Origin of the sequence: Mesorhizobium sp. ZC-5 (genome assembly GCF_025753855.1) — a bacterium.
Lineage (GTDB): Bacteria > Pseudomonadota > Alphaproteobacteria > Rhizobiales > Rhizobiaceae > Neomesorhizobium.
Window position 1 is genome coordinate 116,271 of the sequence record NZ_JAOWPT010000010.1, and the last position, 26,682, is coordinate 142,952.

General features: G+C 61.0%; 26 protein-coding genes. 16 read left to right on the forward strand and 10 right to left on the reverse strand.

Annotated features, from left to right (window positions below; genetic code table 11):
• Positions 1 to 4 precede the first annotated feature (4 nt).
• From OHD58_RS22480 to OHD58_RS22490, 3 genes are read left to right on the forward strand one after another with little or no spacing between them, the layout of a single operon-like run.
• Positions 5 to 805: an ABC transporter permease gene (locus OHD58_RS22480; protein WP_263805743.1), complete on the forward strand. Its 801-nt coding sequence runs from the start codon at positions 5 to 7 to the stop codon at positions 803 to 805.
• On the forward strand, positions 802 to 1,560 hold the full coding sequence (locus OHD58_RS22485) for an ABC transporter ATP-binding protein (protein WP_263805744.1): 759 nt from the start codon (positions 802 to 804) through the stop codon (positions 1,558 to 1,560). Before OHD58_RS22480 ends, OHD58_RS22485 begins: the two co-directional genes overlap by 4 nt.
• 3 nt (positions 1,561 to 1,563) lie before the next feature.
• Positions 1,564 to 2,583: an ABC transporter substrate-binding protein gene (locus tag OHD58_RS22490; RefSeq protein ID WP_263805745.1), complete on the forward strand. Its 1,020-nt coding sequence runs from the start codon at positions 1,564 to 1,566 to the stop codon at positions 2,581 to 2,583.
• Positions 2,584 to 2,615: 32 nt separating this feature from the next.
• On the opposite strand, the gene OHD58_RS22495 is transcribed toward OHD58_RS22490, so the two are convergent.
• Entirely contained in the window at positions 2,616 to 3,284 is a 669-nt protein-coding gene (locus OHD58_RS22495) for a TetR/AcrR family transcriptional regulator (protein ID WP_263805746.1), read from the reverse strand.
• 153 nt (positions 3,285 to 3,437) lie between these two features.
• Between OHD58_RS22495 and OHD58_RS22500 the strand changes: the two genes are divergently transcribed.
• The 8 genes from OHD58_RS22500 to OHD58_RS22535 all read left to right on the forward strand — a co-directional run bounded on the left by OHD58_RS22500 (position 3,438) and on the right by OHD58_RS22535 (position 11,660).
• On the forward strand, positions 3,438 to 4,367 hold the full coding sequence (locus OHD58_RS22500; RefSeq protein WP_263805748.1) for a shikimate dehydrogenase: 930 nt from the start codon (positions 3,438 to 3,440) through the stop codon (positions 4,365 to 4,367).
• 27 nt (positions 4,368 to 4,394) lie between these two features.
• Positions 4,395 to 5,381 (forward strand): TRAP transporter substrate-binding protein DctP, encoded by a 987-nt coding sequence (gene dctP / locus OHD58_RS22505; protein WP_263805749.1) that lies wholly within the window; start codon positions 4,395 to 4,397, stop codon positions 5,379 to 5,381.
• Between the two features lie 102 nt (positions 5,382 to 5,483).
• Positions 5,484 to 6,008, forward strand: a complete 525-nt coding sequence (locus tag OHD58_RS22510; protein WP_318528283.1) for a TRAP transporter small permease — start codon at positions 5,484 to 5,486, stop codon at positions 6,006 to 6,008.
• Complete coding sequence (locus tag OHD58_RS22515) at positions 6,005 to 7,306, forward strand: TRAP transporter large permease (RefSeq protein WP_263805752.1); 1,302 nt, start codon at positions 6,005 to 6,007, stop codon at positions 7,304 to 7,306. The genes OHD58_RS22510 and OHD58_RS22515 overlap by 4 nt, the downstream gene beginning before the upstream one ends.
• Positions 7,307 to 7,320: 14 nt before the next feature.
• Positions 7,321 to 7,764 carry a type II 3-dehydroquinate dehydratase gene (locus tag OHD58_RS22520; protein WP_263805754.1) on the forward strand — a complete coding sequence of 148 codons (444 nt, stop codon included), beginning with the start codon at positions 7,321 to 7,323 and terminating at the stop codon, positions 7,762 to 7,764.
• On the forward strand, positions 7,761 to 9,653 hold the full coding sequence (locus OHD58_RS22525) for a bifunctional sugar phosphate isomerase/epimerase/4-hydroxyphenylpyruvate dioxygenase family protein (protein WP_263805755.1): 1,893 nt from the start codon (positions 7,761 to 7,763) through the stop codon (positions 9,651 to 9,653). Before OHD58_RS22520 ends, OHD58_RS22525 begins: the two co-directional genes overlap by 4 nt.
• 250 nt (positions 9,654 to 9,903) lie before the next feature.
• Complete coding sequence (locus tag OHD58_RS22530; RefSeq protein WP_263805757.1) at positions 9,904 to 10,431, forward strand: hypothetical protein; 528 nt, start codon at positions 9,904 to 9,906, stop codon at positions 10,429 to 10,431.
• Positions 10,428 to 11,660, forward strand: coding sequence for an HlyD family secretion protein (locus OHD58_RS22535; protein ID WP_263805758.1), 1,233 nt, complete (start codon positions 10,428 to 10,430; stop codon positions 11,658 to 11,660). The genes OHD58_RS22530 and OHD58_RS22535 overlap by 4 nt, the downstream gene beginning before the upstream one ends.
• A gap of 37 nt (positions 11,661 to 11,697) precedes the next feature.
• Here OHD58_RS22535 and OHD58_RS22540 read toward each other — a convergent pair whose 3' ends face one another.
• From OHD58_RS22540 to OHD58_RS22555, 4 genes are all read right to left on the reverse strand, one after another.
• Positions 11,698 to 12,129, reverse strand: a complete 432-nt coding sequence (locus OHD58_RS22540) for a nuclear transport factor 2 family protein (protein ID WP_263805759.1) — start codon at positions 12,127 to 12,129, stop codon at positions 11,698 to 11,700.
• Between the two features lie 139 nt (positions 12,130 to 12,268).
• On the reverse strand, positions 12,269 to 13,252 hold the full coding sequence (locus OHD58_RS22545; protein ID WP_263805761.1) for a Bug family tripartite tricarboxylate transporter substrate binding protein: 984 nt from the start codon (positions 13,250 to 13,252) through the stop codon (positions 12,269 to 12,271).
• 68 nt (positions 13,253 to 13,320) lie between these two features.
• Positions 13,321 to 14,856 (reverse strand): tripartite tricarboxylate transporter permease, encoded by a 1,536-nt coding sequence (locus OHD58_RS22550; RefSeq protein ID WP_412177275.1) that lies wholly within the window; start codon positions 14,854 to 14,856, stop codon positions 13,321 to 13,323.
• Positions 14,853 to 15,302, reverse strand: a complete 450-nt coding sequence (locus OHD58_RS22555) for a tripartite tricarboxylate transporter TctB family protein (protein WP_263805763.1) — start codon at positions 15,300 to 15,302, stop codon at positions 14,853 to 14,855. The genes OHD58_RS22550 and OHD58_RS22555 overlap by 4 nt, the downstream gene beginning before the upstream one ends.
• Before the next feature lie 351 nt (positions 15,303 to 15,653).
• On the opposite strand from OHD58_RS22555, the gene OHD58_RS22560 reads away from it, so the two are divergent.
• The 3 genes from OHD58_RS22560 to OHD58_RS22570 are packed head-to-tail and all read left to right on the forward strand — an operon-like array spanning position 15,654 to position 19,802.
• On the forward strand, positions 15,654 to 16,514 hold the full coding sequence (locus OHD58_RS22560) for an MBL fold metallo-hydrolase (RefSeq protein WP_263805764.1): 861 nt from the start codon (positions 15,654 to 15,656) through the stop codon (positions 16,512 to 16,514).
• Between the two features lie 19 nt (positions 16,515 to 16,533).
• Positions 16,534 to 17,595 carry an AbrB family transcriptional regulator gene (locus tag OHD58_RS22565; RefSeq protein WP_263805765.1) on the forward strand — a complete coding sequence of 354 codons (1,062 nt, stop codon included), beginning with the start codon at positions 16,534 to 16,536 and terminating at the stop codon, positions 17,593 to 17,595.
• Positions 17,592 to 19,802: a CaiB/BaiF CoA transferase family protein gene (locus tag OHD58_RS22570; RefSeq protein WP_263805766.1), complete on the forward strand. Its 2,211-nt coding sequence runs from the start codon at positions 17,592 to 17,594 to the stop codon at positions 19,800 to 19,802. The genes OHD58_RS22565 and OHD58_RS22570 overlap by 4 nt, the downstream gene beginning before the upstream one ends.
• A 46-nt stretch (positions 19,803 to 19,848) precedes the next feature.
• Here OHD58_RS22570 and OHD58_RS22575 read toward each other — a convergent pair whose 3' ends face one another.
• On the reverse strand, positions 19,849 to 20,448 hold the full coding sequence (locus OHD58_RS22575; RefSeq protein WP_412177276.1) for an NUDIX hydrolase: 600 nt from the start codon (positions 20,446 to 20,448) through the stop codon (positions 19,849 to 19,851).
• A gap of 150 nt (positions 20,449 to 20,598) precedes the next feature.
• On the reverse strand, positions 20,599 to 20,733 hold the full coding sequence (locus OHD58_RS22580) for a hypothetical protein (protein ID WP_263805767.1): 135 nt from the start codon (positions 20,731 to 20,733) through the stop codon (positions 20,599 to 20,601).
• 118 nt (positions 20,734 to 20,851) lie between these two features.
• Here OHD58_RS22580 and OHD58_RS22585 point away from each other — a divergent pair, with 118 nt between their 5' ends.
• Both OHD58_RS22585 and OHD58_RS22590 read left to right on the forward strand, forming a co-directional pair.
• Positions 20,852 to 21,670: an alpha/beta fold hydrolase gene (locus OHD58_RS22585; protein WP_263805768.1), complete on the forward strand. Its 819-nt coding sequence runs from the start codon at positions 20,852 to 20,854 to the stop codon at positions 21,668 to 21,670.
• A 66-nt stretch (positions 21,671 to 21,736) separates the two neighbouring features.
• Positions 21,737 to 22,651 (forward strand): MBL fold metallo-hydrolase, encoded by a 915-nt coding sequence (locus OHD58_RS22590; protein WP_263805769.1) that lies wholly within the window; start codon positions 21,737 to 21,739, stop codon positions 22,649 to 22,651.
• A 23-nt stretch (positions 22,652 to 22,674) separates the two neighbouring features.
• On the opposite strand, the gene OHD58_RS22595 is transcribed toward OHD58_RS22590, so the two are convergent.
• The 3 genes from OHD58_RS22595 to OHD58_RS22605 all read right to left on the reverse strand — a co-directional run bounded on the left by OHD58_RS22595 (position 22,675) and on the right by OHD58_RS22605 (position 26,536).
• Positions 22,675 to 23,436 (reverse strand): GntR family transcriptional regulator, encoded by a 762-nt coding sequence (locus OHD58_RS22595; protein ID WP_263805770.1) that lies wholly within the window; start codon positions 23,434 to 23,436, stop codon positions 22,675 to 22,677.
• A 149-nt stretch (positions 23,437 to 23,585) separates the two neighbouring features.
• Complete coding sequence (locus OHD58_RS22600; RefSeq protein ID WP_263805771.1) at positions 23,586 to 24,359, reverse strand: enoyl-CoA hydratase/isomerase family protein; 774 nt, start codon at positions 24,357 to 24,359, stop codon at positions 23,586 to 23,588.
• 32 nt (positions 24,360 to 24,391) lie between these two features.
• Complete coding sequence (locus tag OHD58_RS22605) at positions 24,392 to 26,536, reverse strand: CaiB/BaiF CoA transferase family protein (RefSeq protein ID WP_263805772.1); 2,145 nt, start codon at positions 26,534 to 26,536, stop codon at positions 24,392 to 24,394.
• Positions 26,537 to 26,682 lie beyond the last annotated feature (146 nt).

Genomic DNA, 26,682 nt, shown 5'->3' on the forward strand with positions numbered 1-26,682 from the left:
CACCATGTCCTTCTCCAACCCGCCTGCCCGGCGGATCATAAGCACCGTCGGCCACATCCTTCCAGCCCTGTGTTCGGTTGGTCTGCTGATCCTTGTGTGGGAGCTCTACGCCAGGTTCTCGGGCATATCCCCGACCACGCTCCCCTCACCATCGCGTGTTCTTGCGCAAGCCGTCGTGCACCGCCATGCGCTCTGGGACAACACCGTGCCGACGGTCCGCGCCACAGTGCTCGGCTTTTCCTGCTCGCTCGCAGCAGCCTTCATCTTCTCGGTGCTGATCGACTTTTTCCGGCGGTTGCGGCGCGCGCTTTTTCCTATCTTCATCATCAGCCAGACGCTACCTCTCGTGGCCATTGCACCGCTGGTCGTCCTCTGGTTCGGCTTCGGGCTGACACCGAAAATCCTGCTGGTCGCGCTGGTCACCTTTTTCCCGATGCTGGTGGCACTCGCCCAGGGTTATGAGGCAACCGAGGAGGAAATCGAACTGCTTCTGGCGTCCATGGGCGCCCCGCGTTGGAAACGGTTCCTGCTCGCCCGGTTTCCTGCCGCACTGCCCCATTTCTTCGCAGGCCTGAGGATATCGATCACCTATGCCGTGGTTGGTGCGATCTTTGCGGAGTATGCCGGAGCGGCTCAAGGCCTTGGCATCTATATCCTCAACGCGAAGAATAATTTCCGCCCCGACCTGGTGCTAGCGGCTGTCCTGGTCAGTGCGCTGCTGACCCTCACCCTGTTCGGCGCTTCCGTTCTTGTCCAGTACGCAGCCATGCCATGGACACGGCGCGGCAGGTATACTCTCCGATGACCGCGCCGATACTGGAAATGCGCGGGATCGCGCATCGTTTTGGCGGTCTCGATGTGCTCGCCGACATTTCCCTCAATATCGCGGCAGGAGAATTCGTTTCGATCCTTGGCCCCTCTGGCGCCGGAAAGTCGACGATCCTGAGGATTTTGACAGGCGGACAACGGCCCGATCGCGGCGAGATCCTTTTCGAAGGGACAACACTGGAAGCGTCGAGGCAGCCATTTGCCTTCATGCCGCAACGCGACGCTCTGATGCCCTGGCGCCGCGTCCTCGACAACACCACGCTCGGGCTCGAAGTGCAGGGTGTGAAACGTGCCGAGGCACGGCGGCGCGTACAGCCGCTTTTTGCGGAATTCGGGCTCGAGGGTTTTGAAACGCACTACCCATCCGAACTTTCGGGCGGCATGCGCCAACGCACCGCCCTGCTGCGAACCGTGGTGCAGCAGCGCCCGATGATGCTTCTGGACGAACCCTTCGGCGCGCTGGACGCCCTGACCCGCTTCGGCATGCAGCGATGGCTGGAAGCCATGTGGACCCACCATAGCTGGACCGCCATCCTCGTCACCCACGATGTCCGCGAGGCCGTCGCCCTTTCTGACCGCATCTATGTCCTGTCTCCGCGTCCAGCGCGGATCGTCCACGAGATCGAAATCGACCTGCCCCGACCACGGACGGTGGCCGGGCCGCACCAGCCGCAGATGACGGCGATCGAAAACACGATCCTCGAACTGCTGCTTCACCCGAAGGAGGAATAGACCATGAAACCGATTGTTCTGACCCGCCGCTCGACCCTCGCCCTTGCTCTCGCGTCGCTGGTGTTGCCTGCGCATCTCCGTGCCCAGGAACTCCGGAAGGTGACTGTGGCGCTCGACTGGACTCCCAACACCAATCACATCGGCCTGTTCGTCGCCCGCGACAAAGGCTTCTATCGCGAGGCGGGCCTCGATGTTGAGATCCTCCCCTATTCCGATACGTCGTCCGGTACACTTGTCGCCAACCATGTCGCCAATTTCGGTATCCTCAGCGCAATCGGCTTCTTCAGCCAGCGCGCCGCAGGCGCCGATCTCGTCGCCACCTATGCTGTGGTTCAAACGGAAACTGGGCGCCTGGTCTTCAACGCGGATCGTGCCGAGATCAGGCGGCCGAAAGACCTGGACGGCCTCACCTATGGAGGCTTCGGCAGCGCCTGGGAGAACGCGCTGATCGGCTCGATCATCCGCCACGACGGCGGCGAGGGAAAATTCGAAACGGTGACGCTCGGCACCTCGGCCTATCAGGCGCTCGCAAACGGCGCGGTGGATTTTACCCTGGAGGTTTACACATGGGAAGGCGTGAAGGCCGAACTCGAGGGCGAGAAGCAACGCGCTTTCCGCTATGCCGACTACGGCGTCCCCGACGAGCACACGACATTGATCGGCTCGAGCAGCGCCTATCTGGACAAGAATCCTGACGATGCGCGCGCCTTCATGGTTGCGACCCGCCGCGGCTATGCATTCGCGGTCGATCATCCTGATGAAGCTACGGATCTGCTGATTGCTGCCAACAGCGCCGCGATGACCGACCGAGCTCTGATCCGCGCGTCGCTCGGAGCGCTGATCGAAGGGAACTATCTCAGGGATTCCCGCGGTGCGATCGGCACTATCGATCCCGCGAAGATCAAGGCCATGGGCAGCTATCTGGTTTCCAAGGGCATTCTCAAGGATTCCGACGGCACGGCGCTAACGGAGAACCCCGATTTCTCCACCTACTTCACGAATGGCTTCATGGACGGAGACTGACAACTCGTAAGGGCAGAAGGCGTATCTTGAAGTCAACGCCGTGATCGTCGATCCGGCTTGAGGGCGAGCGCGACGATCATCTCGACCAGGTGATTCTTGAGAGAGTTCTGGCCTTCCGCGCCGAACAGTTCGTTGCCGAAAATTCTGGAAAACGTCGCCCGATTGGAGACGTTGAAGAAACTCATCGCGCTTATGTGCCAATGGAGCTCGATGGGCGCGACGTCGTCCCGGAATATCCCCGCCTCGCGCCCACGGCGGCAGATCGCCTCCAACTTCTGGATAGCTCCCGCATTGAGCAGGCGGATCAGCTCCGATTGTTCCAGATAGACCCCCTGGTGGATGTTTTCGATCATCACGATCCGGATGAAATCCGGATGGCGGCTGTGATGGTCGAAAGTGAATTCGGCGAGCAGTTTCAATGCTTCGACCGGTGACAGGTGGTCGAGTTCGAGCTCTTGCTCTCCAGTGCGGACCTGGCGGTAGGCCTCTTCGAGAACACGGCCATACAGACCAACCTTGTCGCCGAAATAGTAGTAGATCATCCGCTTCGACGTATTCGTCTTGGCGGCAATCTCGTCCATGCGAGCGCCCGAAAGTCCGTTGGCTGCGAACTCGGTCATCGCGACGGCAAGAATGTTCTTCTGGACGCCCGCCGGGTTCTGCTTCCAGCCGCTGCGGCCATTGGCCGGCTTGTCGTCCATGATGCCTCCGCCTTTGCAGCAGACTTACAACGGGACAGCAGCTTAGCAAATTAACCGTTTCGTACAAAGTTGTTGACGAAATTAACCAGACGGTACAAAGTAAATGGTCGCCAGGAGGAGCTTGCAACGGCAAGCTGGCGTCCGGAGGTCCAATTGGTATTAACCGCCACCAGACAAGCGGTGGAAGTCTGGGAAACCTCTCCCGGCTCGCGGCGTGTGCTGGTGGGTCTGGTGGGTCGTGGCATCCAGCTGTCGCGCACGCCCGCGATGCATGAGGCCGAAGGCAGTGCCAACCGCCTCGCCTACATCTATCGTCTGCTCGACACTGATCGCATGGGCGACAGTGTGCCAAAGCTGGCCGACGTGCTCTCCTTCGCCGAACATTTCGGGTTCAACGGCCTCAACGTCACCTTCCCCTACAAGCAGGAGATAATCCCGCTCCTGAATGAACTATCCGGGGAGGCGGAAGCGCTCGGCTCTGTCAATACGGTGGTCCTGCGGGACGGACGGCGCATCGGCCACAACACCGACATGGTCGGCTTCAGGGAAAGCTTTCGAAGCGAAATGGCCGGCACGGTCCGCGACCGCGTGCTGCTGCTCGGCACCGGCGGAGCTGGCGCGGCGGTTGCCCACGCATTGCTCGACAGCGGCGTCGAACAGTTGCTGCTGCATGATGTCGAAGGTTCCAGGGCCGATGGGCTTGCAGCGCGGCTGGCTGCGCGTTTCGGCAAGGCGCGCATAGCCGGCGTGCCAGACCTTGCAGCCGCGACGGCGCAGGTCGACGGCATCGTCAACGCGACACCCGTGGGAATGGCCAAGTTGCCCGGCTCGCCAATCGATACAGCATTGCTGCGGCCGTCCTGCTGGGTAGCGGACATCGTTTATTTCCCGCTGGAAACCGAACTGCTCGCCCAGGCGCGAAGGCACGGCTGCCGGACCATGAGCGGCGAAGGCATGGCTGTCCATCAGGCGGCACTGGCTTTCGAACTCTTCACCGGCATCTCGCCTGACATAGGCCGGATGAAGACGACCTTTGGCGCATTCAAGGAAGAACCCGCAGGCCAGCGGCAAAACGTGCAATGAACTTGGAAAAATAATAGGGAGGAAGACATGACTTTCAAAGCAACCCGCAGACAGTTTCTCGTCGGGACCGGACTTGCAGCCACCGCGGCAGCGTTCCCGGCATTCGCCCAGGACAAACCCAAGCTGCGCTTCTCGGCCGTCTTTTCGGAGCAGGATATCCGCGCCGAGATGATGAAAATGTTCGCCGACGCCATCAAGGACGATTTCACCTTCGAGGGTTATTACGGCGGCAACCTGTTCAAGCAGGGCACCGAACTCGTCGCGCTGCAGCGCGGCAACCTCGAAATGGGTAACATAGCGCCGCAGGACATCTCCAAGCAGATTCCCGCGTGGTCGATCGTGACCGCCGGCTATCTCTTCCGCGACGCGGCGCATGTGAAAGCATTCTTCGCCAGCGAGGCAGGCGCCGAGTTGAAGAAGATGACCGAAGACCAGTTGGGCGTGAAAGTGCTCGGCCCGACTTATTTCGGGGTGCGCCAGGTTGGCCTGAAGGGCGACAAAGAGATCAAGACACCGGCCGACCTTGCCGGCGTGAAGTTGCGCATGCCTGGCGGCGATGCCTGGCAATTCCTCGGAACCGCGCTCGGCGCCAACCCGACGCCGATGGCCTATGCGGAAGTCTATACCGGCCTGCAGACCGGTGCCATCGACGGCCAGGACAATCCGCTGCCCAACGTCGAGAACATGAAGTTCTACGAAGTCATGAACCAGATCGTACTGACCTCGCATCTCGTCGGCTTCGATCTTCTCACCATCTCGAAGAAGGTCTGGGACGATATGGGAGCAGAGAAGCAGGCCAAGTTCCAGGCTGCGGCCGACGCGGCGATCGATTTCTCGACCGAGAAGCATCTCGCCCGCGAAAAGGAACTGCTGAACTCCTTCAAGTCGAAGGGGCTGAAGATCTACGAGCCGGACGTCGCGGCCTTCCGCAAGCATGTCCAGGAGCAATATCTCGCATCGGACCTGGCCAAGGACTGGCCGGCCGGCATGGTCGACAAGATCAACGCGCTTTGATCTGAAAAGACCGGGCGGTGCGGACCGCCCGGTCTTTTCAACCCTTCGGTGACGCCAAGGCCGGTCGTCCCGATTGGAAGGCCTTAGCCTTCGGATGGAGGAATGGTGGTGGACCCCAGACTGCGCGGCATCGGCCGCTGGCTCTATGCCCGGGCTGAGAACGTGCTGGCCGCGATGCTTGCCGTCATGTTCTTCGCCTTCCTGCTCCAGATATTCTTTCGCTACGTGATGAACTGGCCGACCGGCTGGACCAACGAGCTGAGCGCCATCCTCTGGATCTGGATCGTATTGTGGGGCGCCGCCTTCGTGACCACCGAACAGGAGGAGATGCGCTTCGATCTCATCTACGCTTCTGTAGGCCCGCGGATCCGTGGCGTCATGTTTCTCATTTTCGCCGTCTCGCTGATCGGCCTCTACGCCATCTCATTGCCGGCCGTGGTTGACTACGTGACCTTCATGAAAGTCGAGAAGAGCGCCTATCTGAAGATCCGGTTCGACTGGCTCTTTTCCATCTACATCGTCTTCGTGGTCGCCGTCATCGTGCGATACATATGGCTTTCCTGGCAGGTGCTGCGCGGCTCGGCGCCCGAAGAGTTTGACCCGACCAAAGCAGGATCGGGCGTATGAATTTCGCCAGCCCTTTTTCGATCTCGATCGTAGCCATTACGGCGCTGGCGTTGCTCGGCCTGCCGGTCGGCCATGCAATGATCGCCGGCTCGATCCTCTACCTGCTCCTGGCCGGGCTCGATATGGGAACGGTCGCCGAGCAGTTCCTCAACGGTATGTATTCCAACTACATCATCCTCGCCGTGCCGCTTTTCATCCTCGCGGCGGAACTGATGAACATCGGTTCGATGACGGAACGGCTGATGACTTTTTGCAACGCCATTGTCGGCCGGTTCAGGGGCGGGCTCGCCCAGGTCAACGTTCTTCAGTCAATCATCTTCGCCGGCATGAGCGGCTCGGCCATTGCCGACGCCGCCGGTTCCGGCAAGATCATGCAGAATATGATGACAGCCGACGGCAAGTATCCGGCGAGCTATGCGGCGGCGCTGACGGCGGCCACCGCTGTCATCGGGCCGATCATTCCTCCGTCGATCCCGATGATCATCTATGCACTCGTCTCGGACGCCTCGATCGGTTACCTCTTCCTCGGCGGCGTCATACCGGGCCTGCTGATGGCTGGATTCCAGATGATCCTGGTCGCGGTGCATGCGCGAACCAGGAATTTCCCCGTCGAGCCGCCGACGCCCCTGCGCGAGCTTCCAGGCATAACCTGGCGCGCGTTGCCTGCCCTGATGATGCCGGTCGTGCTCTTGGGCGGCATCTATTCGGGCGTCACAACGCCGACCGAAGCCGCCGCAGTGGCGGCCGCTTATGCGTTGTTCATTTCGGTCGTGCTCTATCGCAGCGTCAGCTTCGCCGACTTCTACAGGTCGATCCTCGCGAGCGCACGGACGACCGCCTCTATCGGCATGCTGATCGCCGGAGCGCTGGTGTTCAACTATGTCGTGACGGTCGAGAACATTCCGCATTCCCTCAGCGTGCTGCTGACAAGCTGGGAGCTTTCCCCGACCGGTTTCCTGGTTCTCGTCAACGTCATCCTGCTCCTGCTCGGCTGCGTGCTGGAGGGGACGACGATCATCCTCGTCATCCTGCCGGTGTTTATCCCTACCGCTAACGCGCTCGGGATCGACCTCGTGCATTTCGGCGTGATGTGCGTCGTCAACATCATGCTGGGATTGGTCACGCCGCCCTACGGCCTGCTGCTCTTCATCATGACCCGCATCGCCAACGTGCCGCTGTGGGACATCGTGCGCGACGTGCTGCCATTCCTCTACACGATGATCCTGTCGCTCATCGTCATCACCTTCTTCCCCGACACCGTGCTGTGGCTGCCCCGCTTGTTCGGCTATCAGGGCTGATCAGGAGAATTCCGATGAAACCGCTTTTCATCATCAACGGTCCAAACCTGAACAGGCTGGGCAAGCGGGAGCCCGAAATCTACGGCACGACGACGCTGGCTGAGATCGAAACGATGTGCCGGGAGGCCGCTGGAAAGCGGCCAATCCGTTTTCACCAGTCCAACGCCGAGCACCAGATCGTCGACTGGATCCACGAAGCGATCGACGAAGGTGCAGGCATCCTGATCAATCCCGCCGGCCTGAGCTTCCGGTCGATCCCCGTCCTCGACGCGCTAAAGATGTTTCCGGGGCCGATCATCGAGTTCCACATTTCCAACATCCATCGGCGCGAGGAAATCTATCATCGTTCGCTCGTCTCGACCGTCGCGACGGCCGTGCTGGCGGGTCTTGGCCCGCGAGGCTATGCACACGCCGTGCGTGCGCTGTGCGAGATGACTGACGAGGCTGATCGGCGGTGAAAACCTCGATCGCCACCGTCTCGATCAGCGGCGATCTACGCGAGAAGCTTGGCGCAATAGCGGCTGCCGGCTTCGACGGGGTGGAAATCTTCGAGAACGACTTTCTCGCCTTCGATGGTACGCCGGCAGAGGTCGGCCGCATGGTGCGCGACCATGGTCTCGAGATAACGCTGTTCCAACCATTCCGTGATTTCGAAGGGCTACCTGAACCGCAGAGGTCGCGCGCCTTCGAACGTGCCGAGCGCAAGTTTGATGTGATGCAGGAGCTCGGCACCGATCTCATGCTGATCTGCTCCAACGTCTCGCCCTTGGCTTTGGGCGGCATTGATCGCGCCGCCGCCGATCTCCGCCAACTCGGCGAAAATGCTGGCCGGCGCGGTATCCGTGTCGGCTACGAGGCCCTCGCCTGGGGCCGCCATGTGAGCGACCATCGGGATGCCTGGGAGGTCGTTCGCCGCGCCGACCATCCCAACATCGGTCTGATATTGGATTCCTTCCATACGCTGGCACGCGGGATCGACGTCGAGACGATCCGCACGATACCGGGCGACCGCATCTTCATCGTACAGCTCGCCGACGCCCCCCGTATTGACATGGACCTGCTCTACTTGAGCCGACATTTCCGCAACATGCCCGGTGAGGGCGATCTGCCGATCACCGACTTCATGCGGGCGGTGGCCGCGACTGGCTATGATGGACCGCTGTCGCTCGAAATATTCAACGACCAGTTCCGTGGCGGGTCCCCAAGATCCATCGCCGTCGATGGCCGGCGATCGCTGGTCAACCTGATGGATCAGGTGCGTCGCGCCGAACCCGCTCTGGCGATCGAAGTCGCCGAAATGCCGGACCGTAGCGCAGTGTCGGGCGTCGAGTTCGTCGAATTCGCTGCGAACGAACATGAAGCCCAGGAACTGGCAACCCTTCTCTCGGCAATGGGATTTTCGCTTGCCGCGCGCCACAAGCACCGTGACGTGACCGTCTGGCGGCAAGGTACCCATCGCGGCATCAACATTGTCATCAACACCGGACATGACGGATTCGCCCATTCGTCCTACGTGGTGCACGGGACCAATGCCTACGCTCTGGGGCTCAAGGTCGTCGATGCAGCCGAAACGGTCGCGCGGGCGCGGGCGCTGGGAGCCGAAACCTTTGCCGAGCCACGCGGATCGGGTGAACTCGTCATTCCAGCCATCCGCGGGGTTGGCGGCGGAGTGATCTATTTCATCGACGATGCACTCGCGACAGTGTGGGACGTCGAGTTCGATCCGGCGACACCAGCCGGCCTGAGCGATGCGGGCCTGAGCGTGATCGACCATATCGCGCAGACGATGAATTACGAAGAGATGCTGACCTGGCTTCTCTTCTACACCTCCATCTTCAAGACGCGGAAATCGCGGATGTTCGACGTCGTCGACCCGGAAGGACTGGTCCGTAGCCAGGTCGTGGAAGGGGAACATGGTGGCCTGAGGATCACGCTCAACGGCGCCGAAAGCCGCAAGACGCTGGCCGGACATTTCATCGCCGAAAGCTTCGGTTCCAGCATTCAGCATATCGCCTTCGCCTGCGCCGATATCTTCGCCACCGCGGCTAAACTCAAACATCTTGGCTTCCAGGCGCTGGAGATCTCGCCGAACTACTATGACGATGTCGAGGCGCGTCTCGGCCTCGATCCGCAGCTGACGGACCGGTTGCGCGCCGAAAGCATTCTTTACGACCGCGACGAGGCCGGCGAGTATTTCCAGCTCTACAGTCAAACCTACGGCGAGGGTTTCTTCTTCGAGATCGTCGAACGCCGCAACGGCTACAAGGGTTATGGCGCCGCCAACGCAGCGTTCCGCATCGCTGCCCAGAGGCGGTCGATCAGGCCAAAGGGCATGCCTCGATCATGAAATGATCGGCTGCGTAAAAGGCGGCAACGGGACGGCCATTGCGCAAAACATGACCGGTGGCGTGCCTTCCATAGTCCTATCAACGTGAAGCCGACCACTCGCAGGCCGTGTACGCCGAGTAGGACTTGCCATCCAGTTCAATGCCAGAGCCAACATTTGGCAAAAGACTAGTCCGAATGAATTCGTATGGAAGATTCTAAAATAAAATGCTGTATTCAGGTGGTTGCTCATCTCTTGAGGGCTAGAGATCATGTCCGAGGCCATGCATCCGATGGCGTCTCACCATTTGCCTGGATTTATCACGCCTCCGGGAGAGACCGATGTCCTGTTCGCGGTGGCCATCATCTTTTTCCTCATATTGGCCATTGCGGTCGGAAGCTTGTATTTCCGGCTCCATTCGCTGCCTGAACGTATTGCGCATGACGCCAGCCATATACAATTCCAACTGGTCGCGGTTCTTTCGCTTATCGCGCTCGTTACCCACAACAACGTGTTCTGGATTGCAGCGCTGCTGCTCGCGCTGGTCCCGATTCCCGACTTCTGGACGCCTTTAGCCAACATGGCCGAATCCCTGGCGGTTTTGGCCGGCCGCAGATTGCGAACAGTCTCTCCGGATGTGCCCGAGGAGGCGATAGAACCCACGAACGACGCTGCACCGCCGGCCGACACGGCCGCGCGTCAATCGCCGCCAGTGGAAGCCCCAGTAGACGCCCCACCACAGGCCAGCACCGATTCATCCCCGACAATGTCGCGCGATATTGAAAGGCGTGAGCCATGATCGAGGTGCTGCTGTGCTCGGTTGTCACCATTCTTCCTGATTTCCTCTTTCGACGCTTTGTGCAAGGAAAACAGATCGGACGAGAGATCACACTGTATTCAGTCTGGTTTGAACTCCGCTATGGAATAACGACATGCCTTCTACTTACCATAGCGCTTTTGACACTTATCCTTTATTTTCACCCATCTACGAAAAGTGCGATATCATTTTACCGAACGGTCCCTATCCTTCCTGAAGGGTCTGGAAGGGTCGAGGACATCTATGTCGGCTTCAGGGACAAGGTAAAAGCCGGTCAGCGCCTGTTCAAGCTCGACAGTTCGGAGCAGGAAGCTGCTCTGGAGACCGCCAGACTGCGCGTGTCGGAAATAAGTGCCTTGCTGGAAGCTGCAAAAACCGATCTGGCAGCCGCCGACGCGCGCATCCAGGAGGCACAAAGCGCGTACCAGCAAGCGGTGGACGAACTTGACACGAAAATCGAACTCCAGAGACGGAATGCCAGCGTGGTTGCCGTGCGGGACATCGAGAAGCTGCAGAATATTGTCGAGGGGCGCAGAGCCGCGGTGTCTGCCGTTCTGGCGAGCAAGCAGTCGGTCGAGGCCCAGATTTCGTCCGTGCTGCCCGCTCAACAGGCAACAGCCGAAGCCACATTGGCCGAGGCTCAGGTCGAGTTGGACAAAACTGTTGTCTACGCCGGAGTCGACGGAACACTCGAGCAGTTTACCCTGCGCAAGGGCGACATCGTCAACCCGTTCATGCGCCCCGCTGGCGTCCTGATTCCCGTGGAAGCTGGCCGGCAGGCAGTAGTGGCTGGCTTCGGCCAGATCGAAGCACAAGTGATAAAGGTTGGCATGACCGCCGAAGCCAGCTGCATTTCAAAACCCATGACCATCATACCGATGGTGGTAACGCAAGTGCAGGAGCTTATCGCGGCCGGTCAGGTCCGGGGATCAGATCAGCTGATCGATCCACAGCAAGTGACAACGCCCGGTACGATCACCGTATTTCTGGAGCCGCTTTTCAAAGGTGGTATCGACGGTGTGCCGCCGGGCAGCAGTTGTATCGTCAACGCCTACACCAACAATCACGACCTCCTTGCCGACGAAGGATTGAGCACCTCGAAATGGGTGTTTCTTCACGTCATAGATACGGTCGGAGTGGTGCACGCGCTGATATTGAGAATCCAAGCCTTGCTTTTCCCGGTACAGACGCTGGTTCTCTCCGGTCATTGATGCGTTAGGACCTGGATTACAGCTGGGATGGTTGCGGCTAGTCCGGTTGCTGGAAAAGCCGCTTCACTTCGCGAAACTCGAACCGCCATCCGTCAGGGGTCCGCACGTAGCGGTCATGCCATTCGCCCATGCTGAAGGCGCCGCCGAGAGGAAGCGGAAATTTCGGATCGGGGACACCGGCATCGTGCCGGAACACGATGTAGTATGAGACCGCCGATGCGTGGTTCTCGTCCTGGACGTCAACGACCGTGTTGGCAGTGAAATGGCGGCTGATCGCCGTCGCCGGGCGCGATGACGACGACAGCATCTGCTGGTGCCCGGTGTAGGGCTTGCCGCCACGGATCCAGGTGCCGTCCGGAACGAAAAGACCTACCGCTTCCGCAACCTGTCCGCGGTCGGACAAATGGGCATGCCGGTAGAGCAGGTTCCTGCAGTCATGTTCGATCTGTCTGCGCAGATTCTCGTCCATTAGGTCCTCGCTAGGTTGGATTGCGACGCAGTTGGAATGGTACCTTCCGCCCCGTCTGCATGACGAGTTGCCTAAGCCGCCCCACTCCCGGCAAGCGGCCAACCGTGACCGCCGCTTGCCGGGAGGTTTATGGCTCCGGCTACTGAACGGTGAAAACACCGCGATCAACGAGATCCTTCAGCACGGTGGTTTCCCGCTGGATCAGCGCCTCGGCTTCCTCAGGCGTGCTGGTCTTGACCATGTTGCCGAACTTGATGAACTTATCCTTGATATCGGCCCGGTTGAGATATGCCACGACCGCTTCGTTGAGCTTCTTGACGAGTTCGGGTGGAAAGTCCTGCGGCGCGGACAGCATGTACCAGCCGCTCGAGATCGCATTCGGATAGCCGGCCTCGATCACGGTCGGTGTATCCGGAAGTTCCGGCACGCGCGTGTCTCCCATCACCACCAGCGGCTTGATGCTGCCATCCTGAATGCCGGCCTGGAAGCCGCTCGCGCCAATTCCCGTCGAAATGTCGATGGTGCCCGCCATCAGGTCGGCGATGCGCTCGCCAACACCGTCATAGGGGATGGGCGTCAGTTTCGTGCCGGTAGCTTCCTGCAGGATCACCGTGGACAGGTGCGAGAGGCCGCCGAGACCGGAGACGCCCGCGTTGACTTCTCCAGGGTGCGCTTTCGCGTAATCGACCAGTTCCTGCAAGGTGTTCGCCGGAAACTTGCCACTTGCGGTCAGCAAGTATGGAGCATCGGCGATCTGGGTGATGGAGACGAGGTCGCCGTCGGGATCGTAGGGCAGCTTCTGGCCGAACTTCACGTTGACCAGCGGAGCCGGCGACGTGATCAGCAGTGTATACCCATCGGGTTCGGCCTGGGCGACGATGTTGGCGCCGATGGTCCCATTTGCGCCGGGCCGAAAGTCGACCACGACCGGTTGTCCGAAGGCTTCCTGGATACCTTCCGCCACTGTGCGCGCGACAGGATCGGCGCCACCACCCGCCGCAAAGGGAACGACGACCGTGATTGCCCGCTCCGGCCACTCCTGCGCCTGTGCTCCGAAACTCGCCAGTGCACCAATGGCGACCGTCGCCATCGCGGCAAATGTATTTGCCAATTGCTTCTTCATTTCATTCCTCCCGGTTTATTATCAGTTCCAAATGGTGTGGCTGGCGATGCGGCGGCGGGCCGCGATCCTCACGATTCCGTTTCCACCGCCGGCATCTTCGGCGCCGCGCGCGACGACCTGAAATAGGCGGCAAAGGCCCAGATCAGCACCGCCAGCGACAGTGCCAGCGTGGTCGCGCTGATCGGCCGTTCAAGGAACAGCCAGAAGTCGCCGCGCGACAGAAGCAGGGCGCGGCGCAGATGCTCCTCCATCATCGGCCCGAGAATGAAGCCGAGGATGAGCGGCGCCGCGGAGAGGCCGAGAATGCGCATGAAATAGCCTATCGCGGCAAAGACGAGCACCTGGACGACGTCGAAGCTGCTGTTTTCCACGAAGAAGGCGCCGGTGCACACGAAGACCAGAATCACCGGATAGAGATAGTGGTAGGGGATGCTGAGCACCTTCACCCACATTCCGATCAAAGGGATGTTGAGGATGACGAGGATGACGTTCCCGATCCAGAAGCTCATCACCAGCCCCCAGAACAGGTCAGGGTGGTCGACCACGAGTTTCGGCCCCGGCGTAACGCCGTGGATGATGAGCACGCCAAGCACGATGGCCATGGTCGCGCTGCCCGGGATGCCAAGCGTCATGGTCGGTATGAAGGCAGTCTGGTCGGCGGCGTTATTGGCCGCCTCCGGGGCGATGATGCCCTCGATCGCCCCCTTGCCGAAGCGACTTGGGTCGCGGGCCACCTTCTTCTCCAGGGCATACGCCATGAACGAGGAGACGAGTGCGCCGGCGCCGGGCAGCGCTCCGAAAAACGAGCCGATGGCAGTTCCCCGCAGCATCGGCGCCCAGGAGCGGCTCATGTCGTCGCGTGTCGGAACCATCGAGCGATAGCTGATGCTCCTGGTGACAAAGCTCTCCTTCTTCACGTCGCGAATGGTGGCGATCACCTCGGGCACGCCGAACAGGCCCATGACGATCGACGCCAGGCTGATACCGTCGTAGAGCGGCAGATAGTCGAACGTGAAGCGTCCGACACCGCTGTTCACGTCGATTCCGACAAGACCGAGCACGATGCCCAGGATCACCATCGCAATGCCCTTGGCCGGAGCGCCGGAGGCCATTGTCGACGCCGCGATAAGTCCCAGCAGCATCAGCGAGAAATATTCCCATGGCCCGAAGCGCAGGGCGTTCTGGGCGATCGTCGGCGAAAACAGCATCATCAGCAGGATGCCGACGCTGGCGCCGACGAAGGACGCGACCGTCGTCATGAAAAGAGCGACGCCCGCCCGACCCTGCCGGGCCATCGGGTAACCGTCGAGGCAGGTTACGGCACTCGAGGCCTGACCCGGCACGTTCAGCAGGATCGATGCGGTCGAGCCGCCATAAGCCGTGCCGTAGTAGATGCCGGCCAGCATGATGAGGGCCGACGTCGGCTCGAGATGGAACGTGAACGGGAACAGCAGCGAGATCGCCACCAGCACGCCGATGCCAGGCAGCGCCCCGACCAACTGGCCGAGCAGAACGCCGAGGAAACAGTAGAACAGATTGGCCGGCGTCAGGATCGCGCCAAGTCCGATCGCGATGTGGTCGGCAAGGTCGTAAAAAATGCTCACAGCGGCCATCTGAAGGCTTGGAAGGGGACGCCCAGAAGCTTCTGGAACAGCAGCACCGTCGTCAGCGCCATGATGGCCACAAGGATCAGCGCGCCTTTCACGCTCACCTCGTCGTCGGCCAACACAGCCCCGACCGTAAGGGCGGTAACCGCAGGCACGACGCCAAACGGCTCAAGCAGAATGGTGAAAGCCCCAATGGACAGAAGCACGATGACAAGTTGTCGAAGCGCGATTTCCGGCATCTCCCCCGAGCGGAACCAGGCGGGGATGCCGATGACACATCCAAGAACGCCGAGGATACCGCCAAGTACGGCCGGAAACATCCCCGGCCCCATCCGGGTGATCGAGCCGATCGGATAGGTGAAGAGGGAATAGATGGTGATCGCGCAACCGAGCACCAGCAAAGCTGCGCCGGACATCACGTCACGGTAATCTCGCGACTGCATTCCCCTCCCCTTAGTAACCTGCCACCGCATGGCGGCGGCTTTTCCTCACCGGCTGGTCCAACGGCACCCGCATGTCTGCACGTCCGTTACGCGGTCGTCCCTACCGCCTCGGGAACAGCGAAGCACCGACCCCGGATGGTCCTGGCGGAACACGGGTGACAACCCGGCATCGCCGCATGGACTGTTGGAACCCAGGTGAGATCGCTACACAATTCCTTCGAAATTCGATCATCAAGCCATGGCATCGGTGATCAACTTGAGTATAACATTATTTCTTATGGGATGTATGTCAAGCGTGTGCTAGGCATCATCGGAATGCAGTGTGGCAGCGGCAGCGTGCCGGGAGGAGACATGCCCTATCTCAAGGAACCGGAGCCGCTGCGCCGGAAGAGCGAGGTGGTGGTGCCTGGCATCCGGCGCATCGTCGCCAACAATCCGAGCGTGATGACCTACCATGGCACGAACACCTATCTGATCGACGACGAGCAAGGGACGACGGTGCTTGACCCGGGACCGCTCGACGAAGCGCACCTCCACGATGTCCTCGAAGCCGTCTCGGGCCGCGTCACGCGAATCCTGCTTACCCACACGCATTCTGACCATGTTGGCAACGCCGCCGCCCTCAGGCAGGCGACGGGTGCGCCGATATACTCGCACGTCATCAGTGCTGAACCGCATCGGCCGGACGTGCCGCTTTCGGCCGGTGACACCGTTGCCGGGATGACGGTGGTACACACTCCAGGCCACGCTGCCGATCATGTCTGCTTTGCTCGCGGCGATGGACTGCTCTTCAGCGGCGACCACGTGATGGGCTGGAGCAGTACCGTGGTCGGGCCACCGCACGGCAACATGAAGGACTACCTGGAAAGCCTGCGCGCCCTTCGCCAGCGTTCGGATCGCCTTTATCTGCCCGGTCATGGACCTGCCCTGCCCGATCCGCACCCCTACATCGACGATTTGCTACGGCACAGGATCGACCGTGAAACCGAGATCGTGGCCACCTTGCGCAAACGGCCGATGAGCCCGACGGACGTCGCCCGGCACCTCTATGCAAAGCTCGACCCGACGCTCAGTCGCGCCGCGGAGAGAAATGTTCTCTCCCACCTGGACAAATTGGCGGCGGAGGGCCGCGTCGAACAAATCGGCGAACTTTGGCGAAGCGTCGAAGACGAGTGGGAAAGCGGGTCAAGTATGGAGCGGCGCGGATTTTGATGGCAATGGGCGGGCAATAGTGGGGCAGATCGTTCCAACATTGATGTCGCTGCTGATTGGTGCGTGCGGTGGCGCGATCTTTGCGTTCCTGCATGCGCCACTGCCTTGGACCTTGGGTTCCATCACGGCGTCGGCACTTGCGGCGATCCTGTCGAACCGCTGGCCGATGCCGGCTGTCATGCGCATGGTAGCGCGGCCTGTCGTCGGCGTGCTCGCCGGGTCCGCTTTCACACCGGAAGTCTTCGGCGCAATCGGGGGTTGGTGGAAGGCCCTGATCGTCCTGGCAATCTATTCGCTGATCACCAGCGTCGCTGGATACTTCATCTTCCGACGCTACGTGCGGCTTGATCCGGTGACCAGCTATTTTGCCGCTACGCCAGGCGGTCTGGGCGAGTTCACGCTGCTCGGTGGATCGCTCGGCGGGCGTATGCCAACGATCGTTCTGATCCATGCGACCCGCATCGTGACAATCATCTTCTCCATCCCGATCATTCTGCAGATCATGCTTGGCATGCAGCCAGGTGGATTCTTGCCGCCCAGCAGCAGTCATTCGCATGAGTTGCTTGACTGGCTGCTGCTTATCGGGGCCGGACTGGTCGGCCTGCTGTTCGGCCGCTTCAAGTGGTTTCCCGGTGGCCCGATGATTGCGGCGATGTATTGCAGCGCGGTCATCCACGCGCTGGGTCTGACTGATGCTTCGCCGCCTGGCGTCATCGTCGCCTTCGTGCAGGTCCTTATCGGTTGCGTCGCGGGAGCCCGTTTCGCCGGCATCACCTGGCAGGAAGCCCGGCAGAATGCAGCCTGGGCAATGGCGTGGTCGCTCGTCTTGCTCGCATCGGCGTTTGCCCTGGCTGCCGCGACGGCGAACATGCTGGATGTGCCCTTTGAGAGCCTGCTGCTTGCCATCGCACCGGGCGGGGGTAACGAGATGATCATCGTAGCGTACGCGCTGCAAGGCGACGTCGCCTTCGTCGCGTTCTGCCAGGTGGCGCGCGTCTTCCTCGTGCTTTCACTGGCACCTGTTTTCTTCAAATATGTCGAGCGGCGCACCGCGCGCAAAATGCAGGGCAAGGAGCCATGACGGAACCGAAGATACTGGACGGTGTGGTGGTCACCGAAATCGGCTCCCGGACGGGAGCCTCACTCTGTGGCTCGCTGCTTGCCCAACTCGGGGCAACCGTCATCTTCGTCGAATTGCCCAACGCGGATAGCGGATCTGGAAAGGCCCGCCACCGGTCTCAACTTGCGGCTGGCAAGCTAAGCCTCCTGCTGCGCGACGACGCGCATGACCGCCGCCTGCTCGAAGCCGCGCTTCTGCGTAGCGACATCGTCCTCACGTCGAGTGATGCGGATCCATCGCCGCTGCATGTCGAGCCGCCCAGTGCTCCCGGCAACGTCGTCTGTGATCTCACCGCCTTCGGCGCTTCCGGTCCGATGAGCGGCCAGCCCTTCAGCGAATTGCAGATCCAGGCCCTGTCCGGCATCATGGACACTACAGGCTTCCCCGACGGTCCGCCTATCCCCAACGCGGTACCGATCGCCGATGTCCTCGCAGGCACCTATTGCACGACCGCTGTGCTGGCGGCCCATCGCGTCCGGCGGCTGCAGGGTGTCGGCCAGGCGATCGACATGGCCCTGTTCGACTGCGCGTTTTCCGCGCTCGGGTCATTTCTCTCCAGCGTGCTCACCACAGAAGAAGGCACGAAGTCGCGACTGGGCAACAGGCATCCGACCGTCGCGCCGTGGAACCTTTATCGATCGAGCGATGGCTGGGTACTCATCTGCGCAGGCAATTTGGGACAGTGGGAGCGCCTGTGTGCCCTGATGGGCCGACCCGACCTGTCAGCGACATTCATCAGCCAGGCGCAGCGTATCGAGCACATCGTTGAGATCGACCAACTGATCGAGGCGTGGACACAGAGGCAAACAACCGCCGAAAGCGTGCGCCTGCTGATCGATGCGACGGTCGCGTGCGGGCCTATAGCGCCAATCGAGACCTTTCCCCGCGAGGAGAACCTCGATTACCGGCGGATGGTCCACGAGATAGAAGACACGGATTCGAGCAGGAAAGTGTTTGTTCCGGGCTCTCCCTTGCGCATGAACGTGTCGAATGGCGTTGCGCCGACCCGCATCCCGAAGCCGGATGAGGATCGGGACCGGATCGAACACCTCTTTTCCGTGCGTTCATCCTTGCCGTCTGTGCCCTGGTCGTCGAAACCAAGGCGCCCACTCGAAGGCGTCCGCATCATCGAGATCGGGCAGTATACCACGGCGCCGCTTTGCGCTCGCCAGTTAGCTCACCTGGGAGCAGAAGTGATCAAGGTCGAGCAACCCGGCGGCGATGAATCGCGTACCTGGGTGCCCCACCTCAACGGGCGCTCCGTGTCGTTCCGGCTGAATAATGCCGACAAGCGTAGCCTGGTGCTGGACCTTCGCAGTCCGTTCGGGATATCGGCGCTGCGCAAGCTGCTCGGGACCGCCGACATCCTTGTCGAGAACCTGAAACCCGGAACCCTGCGGAAATTCGGGCTGTCGCCCGAAGCGATCCTCGAGCTCAACCCGCGCCTCGTCTATTGTTCGATCACCGGTTTCGGCGCCGACTCGCTCTATGCGCGGCGGCCAGCCTTCGACATGGTGATCCAGGCCATGTCGGGCTTCATGTCCGCCGTCAGCGCCGGACCCGTGCCGCTGAAATCCGGCATTTCCACAGCCGACACGATGGGTGCCGAGATGGCGATGACAGCCGTTCTGGGCGCCCTGGAATTTCGCGATCGTACCGGTATGGGGCAATATATCGATCTTTCGATGCAAGACATCTGTGCCTGGCTGACCCAAACGGCGTGGAATGGCGCGGGGGCCGTACAACCTCCATCTGCATTGATTGCCTGCACCGACGGCTATGTGCTGCTGTCACCAGGCGAGACTGCGGGACAGACAGTTCCCCGACAAACCATCGACCCCCAATTGGCCGACGAAATGAACGTGCTGTCGCGCACCGAGGCTACTTCGCGCCTGGCTGCACTTGGCATGGACGCCGTCCCTGTCCTGAGCGTACGCGAATCGTCTCTGCTGCCCCAGACGAAACACCGCCGGCTCTGGTTTACGATGGCTGAAGCAGGCGTCGAGTGGCCTCTCCTTTCAAGTCCAATACGGCTGACAGGCACACCACCGAGGATCTCCCATCTTGCGCCGGCCGTGGACGCCGACGGAGACAGCATCCTGCGCGAGCTCGATCTCGCGCGTCCGAGCGAACGCGACCCGGGCCCGGCCAAAGGCTTGGTGGTTTGAGCGGGCGATGCAGCTTCGTATCAGCCAAGAGACTTCATCGAAGCTCCTATAACTGAGACTCGTACCGCTTTCCGTGTTTCACGTAGTGAAACGGTACCGGTGCTTCGGGATCGAGTTCCGGGTCATCGGCAAGGCGCCTCTCCAGATCGTCCAGGATGCGGCGCGTGATCGCCGGCAAGGGGCTGGCGCGCGCCTCGTCGAAGGTCAGCCAGGCCGGGGAAATCAGTTCGTCCTCCGCCACGGTCACCTCGGCGGCGACCGCATCGGCAAACACCGCAAAGAAGCGCGCATCGTATCTCCGAATGCGGCCGGGCGGCGTGATCGCGCGGGCGACAAGCCGCAGCCGCGAGAGGCTGGGCAGAACACCCATCTTCAGAAAGGCGGCCCAGTTCTCAGGGACTCGACGCCCGGACGGCGCTATTCCCTTTTCGCCGATGACGATGCCAACCTCTTCGAACGTCTCGCGAATCGCGGCCAGCGCAATCGAACGTATCGATCCGCGCGCACCGCCGACGCGCAATTTTGCCGCAACAGCCGGATGGAGTTCGTCGATCGCCGGCGCCAGGCGATCTGAAATGTCCACCCGGCCACCCGGAAATACGACCTTGTCCGGATGAAACACGTGGCGCGGTGAACGCCGCCCCATCAGCAACCGGACTCCATCGGGATCACCACGCAACACGATCAGCGTTGCCGCGTCCTTTGGCCGAAGGCTTCTTCGTCCCTTGCCGGCAACCGGTTCTTCCACCGGAGCCGATGTAGCCGGACCGGATTCTGGCGATAAAAGCTCCATCTTCTATTGCAGCACCAGCTTGCGGGCTACGGCGATAGACGGCGCCACGAGCGCCAATGCCGTCGCGGTAACTCCGAGACGGCAGATCAAATGCATCACCTTCATTGCAATTCCGCGCTTATTCATTTTCACATTCATTATAATGTCCTATAGAACTCGATGGGCGTAAAGCCCGACATTTCGGAATGATGCTGAAAAATCAGAATGGAACTCGAACTTTGTTCGCGGCTCCGGCTAAGGGGGAACAAGAGAGGCCATGAGGACAGCGGATGGAGGCCCGAGCGGTGCGTTCGCCGAAGTGCCGGGCGCGCGCCTCTGGTTTGTCGACACGCGAAACGGGGACATTCCTGTTGTCTTGCTGCATGCCAACACCGGAACCAGCGCAAGCTGGCATCACCAGATCGCGGCGTTTGCCGAGGCCGGCTATCGCGTCATCGCCTTCGACCGGCGGGGCTGGGGCAGAAGCGTCGCTGTGCCCGCCAGTGGCCCTCAACCGGGGACCATCGCGACGGATCTGGATGCACTGGCTGATCATCTCGACCTTCCGTCGTTCCATCTGGTGGCGGTCGCCGGCGGCACGTTCGCTGCTCTCGACTATGCCGCGTGGCGACCTGGGCGCGTCCGCAGCCTCGTCGCCGCGGTCAGCATGGGAGCCGTGCAGGAACCGGAAATTCAGGACTTCGTTTCCAGAATCGAGATCCCGACATTGCGCGCGCAATCGGCCTTGTACCGTGAGGTCGGCCCCTCGTTTCGCGGCGCCGATCCGGAAGGAACACAGCGCTGGGTGGAAGTATATGAATCCGCAAAGCAGCCGGATGCAACCATCCAGCCGATGCGAACGCCTAACACTTTCGCCAAGCTGGCGACCATTTCGGCACCGACATTGGTGCTTGCCGGCGGCGCCGACCTTATCGCGCCACCTGCCCTGATGCGGCTATGGTCGGCTCACATACCCGGACACGAATGGGCCATCGTGCCTGAAGCTGGACACTCCATAGCGCAGGAAACCCCGGCACAATTCAACGAGATCGTACTCGCCTTCCTCAATAAGCACACGGCCAAGAACGGCGGTTAAGGCCTTCCGAAAGCCAAGCAATTGCGCGTTCTACGATGGTAATAACAACATAATAGGAGATTTCACGTGAAGTGGTCGAGACGGATCGGCGACGCACTGGTTACCAATATAGTGGAGAGCACCGGCCCAACCCACGACCCCGCGGTTCTTTTCAAGGGGATGATGGACGTTGATGAAATGGCGGCCGCGTTAAGCCGGCACGCGAGTTGGCTGGCGCCGCATCACTATATTCCCTCCGTGAACCGGATCGTCGTCACGTTTCAGCTTTGGGTACTGCAGATCGGCGGCAACGTTGTGATCATCGACACTGCGGTCGGCAACAGCAAGGAACGTCCCAATCCGCGCATGCACATGCTGAACTCGCTCGTCATGACATGGCTTGAGGCGATCGGCGCCGGACCCGAGCAGGTCACCCATGTCGTCAACACGCATCTGCATACGGATCATGTCGGCTGGAACACACGCATCATCGATGGTCTCAACGTGCCGACCTTCCCGAACGCGCGCTATCTTATGCCGCGAGCCGACTTCGACCATTTCAAAGGACGCCTCGACGCCGGCGATCGCCAACCGAGCGTCGTGTCGCTGATCGACAGCGTCCTGCCTGTCGTCGATGCCGGGCTCGTCGAATTCATCGATAAACCCTTCGAGTTGATTCCTGGGTTGTCGGTCGAGATGTCGCCTGGCCATACGCCGGGGATGATCAACCTCTATCTAACATCGAAGGGGGATCGCGGCGTCTTCTGCGCAGACAATTTCCACACGCCCCTGCAGATCGCGGTCCCGGAACTGAATTCAGTCAACGACATCCTTGGCGATCAGGCACGTGTCTCGCGCCGGGCTTTCCTCGAGCGGGTCGCCGACAGCGATATGTTGATAATGCCGATGCATTTTGGCGCACCGCATTGCGGATACATCCGGCGTGGCGGTCCCGATGGCACCTTCTTCTTTCAACCGGAAAGGTCGCTTCAAAGCGCCTGAACGGCTGCCTCTGCCCTATTGCTTCATGTGCCCAATTTCGGATCCGGAGGCGCTTCGAACATCAGGTTGTCGTGCCCAGGGCGCAGATCGACGGTGAAGCGATAGCGGTCCGGGTGATAGCTAGAGATGGTGAAGCGCACCGGCTTGTCGTCGCTGCTGAGGAAAACCCGCGACGCGTACATAATCGGTCGCCCGGCATCGATGCCGAGATGTTTGGCGACAAGAGCACTCGCCTTGGTGGCGGCGAGTTCCTGCTCGGCGCGCGCCACCCGCGGGCCAAGCCGCGCACCCTCCGTACGTGTCCCGGGCACCGCGCCATTTTCGGTGAGCGTCTCGGGCGTGTAGTGGTCCGTCAGCGTGAACGGCTCGCCATTGCGATTCGATGTCGTGCGCCGATGCCGGACTGGAACGCCGGGCTCGATGTGGAGGGCGGCAGCCACGTCCGGTCGCGCCGGCTCGACTTTGTTCACGAACTCGGTTGTGTCGAACGGCGATGCCTCGTCGAAGAAGCCGCTCAGTCGGAACACCCGCCGGTCGGAGACACGGCGTGTGACGATGGTGCCGACGCCGCGCTTGCGCGTGACGACGAAACTCGCCGCGAGATCCGCGACCGCGCGGCGCACGGTGATCCGGCTCACGTCATATTCGCGGCAAAGCGCCTCTTCGGTAGGAAGCAGATCGCCCGGCTTGAACTCGTTTCCGTATATCCGCTCCAGAAGATCCCGCCGTACCTGCTCGTAAAGGCTGGCAGACGTATCCCGCACGCGGATGTTATCTGTCTCCATGAATCATTCCATCTTCACTGCGAGTGCGTTTGGCACAAGGCTGATCGTTATAGACCCTTTTAACCGCAATACGTGGCTGTGGACTACTCTCAAAATGGTATATCCTGATCGCCTGATCATAGCGGTTTACCCGCCTTTCCGCGCTTCTGCTAGACCCGCTGCACTGCGGCCAATCCCTCCATGGCAAGCCCGTAGCCGAGCAGATCGTGCATCCGACGCTTCAGGTCCTGCGTGAGCATCACGCGTGTATAGCGCCTCAGCAAGGGCGGCCGCTGCTGCAACTGCCTGGCCAGCGCCCAGGCGCGAGGCAGCAGTTGATCGCTAGGCAGCACCTCGCTGACAAGGCCAAGTTCAAGAGCCTGCTGCGCATCGAGCACTTGCCCGGTAAGCAGAAAGTATCGTCCTCGATTGGGTCCCAGCAAGAGCGGAAAGACGACGTGGACGCCGTCGCCCGGCACCAGGCCGCCGTTGAAATGCGCCGAATCCTGGATCGTCGCGGTCTCTGAGGCCAGCACGATGTCGCACAGCAGCGGAATCTCCGGATGACGGACCGCCGGTCCGTTGATCGCGGCTATCATCGGCACCTCGATGTTCAGCAAGTTCATCAGGAGGTGCTTGCCCTCCCAATACCAGAGTTTGTCCCACTCCTCCGCCGTCACCGGCTTGCGCGGGTTATGGTGGCCGCCTGCCCCGCTTGGCAGTACCGCCGGTCCGGCATATTCGTCTCCCGTTCCAGTCAGGATGATGATCTCGTTCTCCCGATCCCGACCGACGTCGAGAAATGCGCGCTCGAGATCCTCGTGCGCACCCTTTCCCCAGCGAAGCGAATCGCCCGCGGTATGGAACGTTATTTCGAGAATGCCGTCCTCGCGCCGCATCCGGACGCGTTCGTAACGCTTTGAGTAGTCGGCAAAATCAGTCATCGAACAGCCCTCCCAATGATAGTCACCCGTGCTCAGGCGGCCGGCGTCAGACCCAGTTCGTCCAGGATCGCTGCACGGTCGTTGTTCATCGGCAAAGCCAGGTGCGTAACCTGAGGCGGCGTTACAGTCAGTCGGAGCGGACTGCCAAGCATCGGGCATTCAACGCCCCCCTCCTCCATCGTGAACCACAGTTTCCGCTCGATCGTGTGCGGCATCATCGCCGCTTCGCGCACGGTCCGGACAGGGACGGCCCGAAGTCCCGCCTCTGTCAGCACAGCCGCCAGGCTCTCGCGGTTCATTTGGATCGCCTCTTGCAAGGATGATACGCGGCGCCGCGCTTCCTGCAGCGCCTCCGCGCCAGCCTCTACCAGCACGTATCCGTCTGATGCCTTGACGACCGTCGGCTCGATGCGACCTTCCAGCGCCCCATTCCAGGTCGTCTGCGTCAACCATGCCGAGATATCCTGCATGGACAGGTCAATGAACTGGCCCTCGCCTGTCCGATCGGCATGATCGAGCGCTGCCAGGATCGCTGCCATTGCGAACACGGCTCCCATCAGATCGGCTGTCGATATTCCCGACTTCAACGGAAAACCGTCCGCGCTGAGAACCGTCATGAACCCAGCCATGGCGGTAATCACCATGTCGAAGGCCGGCCGCTTCGAATACAACGAATCGATGCCGAAACCGCTGATCGGACAATAGATCAAGCGCGGATTGATCGCCTTCAGCGCGGCCGGAGTGAATCCGAACTTTGCCAATGTCCCCGGCTTGAGATTCTCGACCAGCACATCGGCGGTCGCAAGCAGTCGCTTCAGCGCCTCCACATCGAATTCATTGGCCAAGTCGATCGCCATCGTTCGCTTGTCCGCGTTTGTCATGCGGAAGGACACGCTGGCGTCGGCACGCGACTCAACCGCGCTCGGCTGCTCCACCTTGATGACCTCGGCGCCGAGATGGGCGAGTTCGCGGGAGCACATCGGAGCTGTCGTGTACTGCCCGAACTCGATGATCCGCACACCTTCCAGCGGTCGCACATTTGAAGGAGGAGGTACCACTGCAGGCGCTGCGGTAAGGTCTGCCGCAATTCGTGCGACTTCCGCCCTGTCGCCGTCGATGGCAGGAATGCGCGTCAGGTTCGAACCCGGCGTTGCACTCATGTGCAGAGGGGACGCCGGCACGAACAGGTCGCGGCCGGAAACCGGATCGGTCGCCTGCCGGATCGTCCTGCGAAAATCGAGATTGGCTTCACGTGGATAATTGTCCACCGGCACGATTGGCCCGCTGACGACGCCCACCGCCAGCAGTTTTTCCACACACTCGGCGGTGCTGAACTGCTCCGTCCAGCTTTCGATCGCGGGATCGATCTCGGGTGTGCCGGCGACACGAGATTTCTGCGTCGGGAACTTCGGCGCGATGTCGGGACGGCCTATCAATTGGCAAAGTCGCTCGAACATGGCGAACGTATTGCCGGCGCAGATCAGTACGAATCCGTCCCTGGAACGGTAGAGATTCCAGGGCCTCACTGTCGGGTGACGGTTGCCGAGGCGCGAGTTGTCGGCATTGTCGCTGGTCAGCACTGTCGTGAGAAAAGAGCGGAGTGCTGCGAACGCACCATCGAACAGTGCCATGTCGATCAGTTGGCCGAAGCCGCGCTGGCGCCTGACCCGATGCGCGGCGAGAACCGCGCTGACGGCGTAGGTACCGGCGATCACGTCGACGATGGGAACGCGAATCGGCACCGGCGGCCCGTCGGGAAAGCCCGTTGTATCCATGATCCCCGAAATGGCTTGCACTTCGACTTCGCTGAGAGCCCGACCGGCCAGTGGCCCGTTCCGGCCGAAAGCCGTGATATCGCAAACCACATTGCCGGGTGATCCGGCATCGGCAAGCTTCAGCCAGTCGGGGTCGAGATCGCTGGAGGTGAGGACGATATCGCTGCAAGCCAGGAGTTTTGCGAGCACTGCTCGATCCTCCTCGCTCCTTGGATCGGGTTGAAAACTCAGCTTTCCAGCGGAGTATTGCGCCCGATATACAGCTTTCGCCGATTTGTCCCGGCTCTCGATCGTGATGACCGTTGCGCCCATCTGGGCGAGCAGCGAACCGCACACGGCAACAGCGCCACGTCCTCCGGCCTCGACGACGATGACATTCCGCAGCGCCTTCGCTGTTCCCATTCGATCCTCCACAGGGCAGGCCGTCTTCCGCTCTTGACGGTGCTTATCACTAATCATAATGTTATACCTATCTGCTGCCAAGTGACATTGCCGTTGGAATAGCGACATCGTCGCGGCCGGCGAAATCGAACGAGCAACGAGAGCTG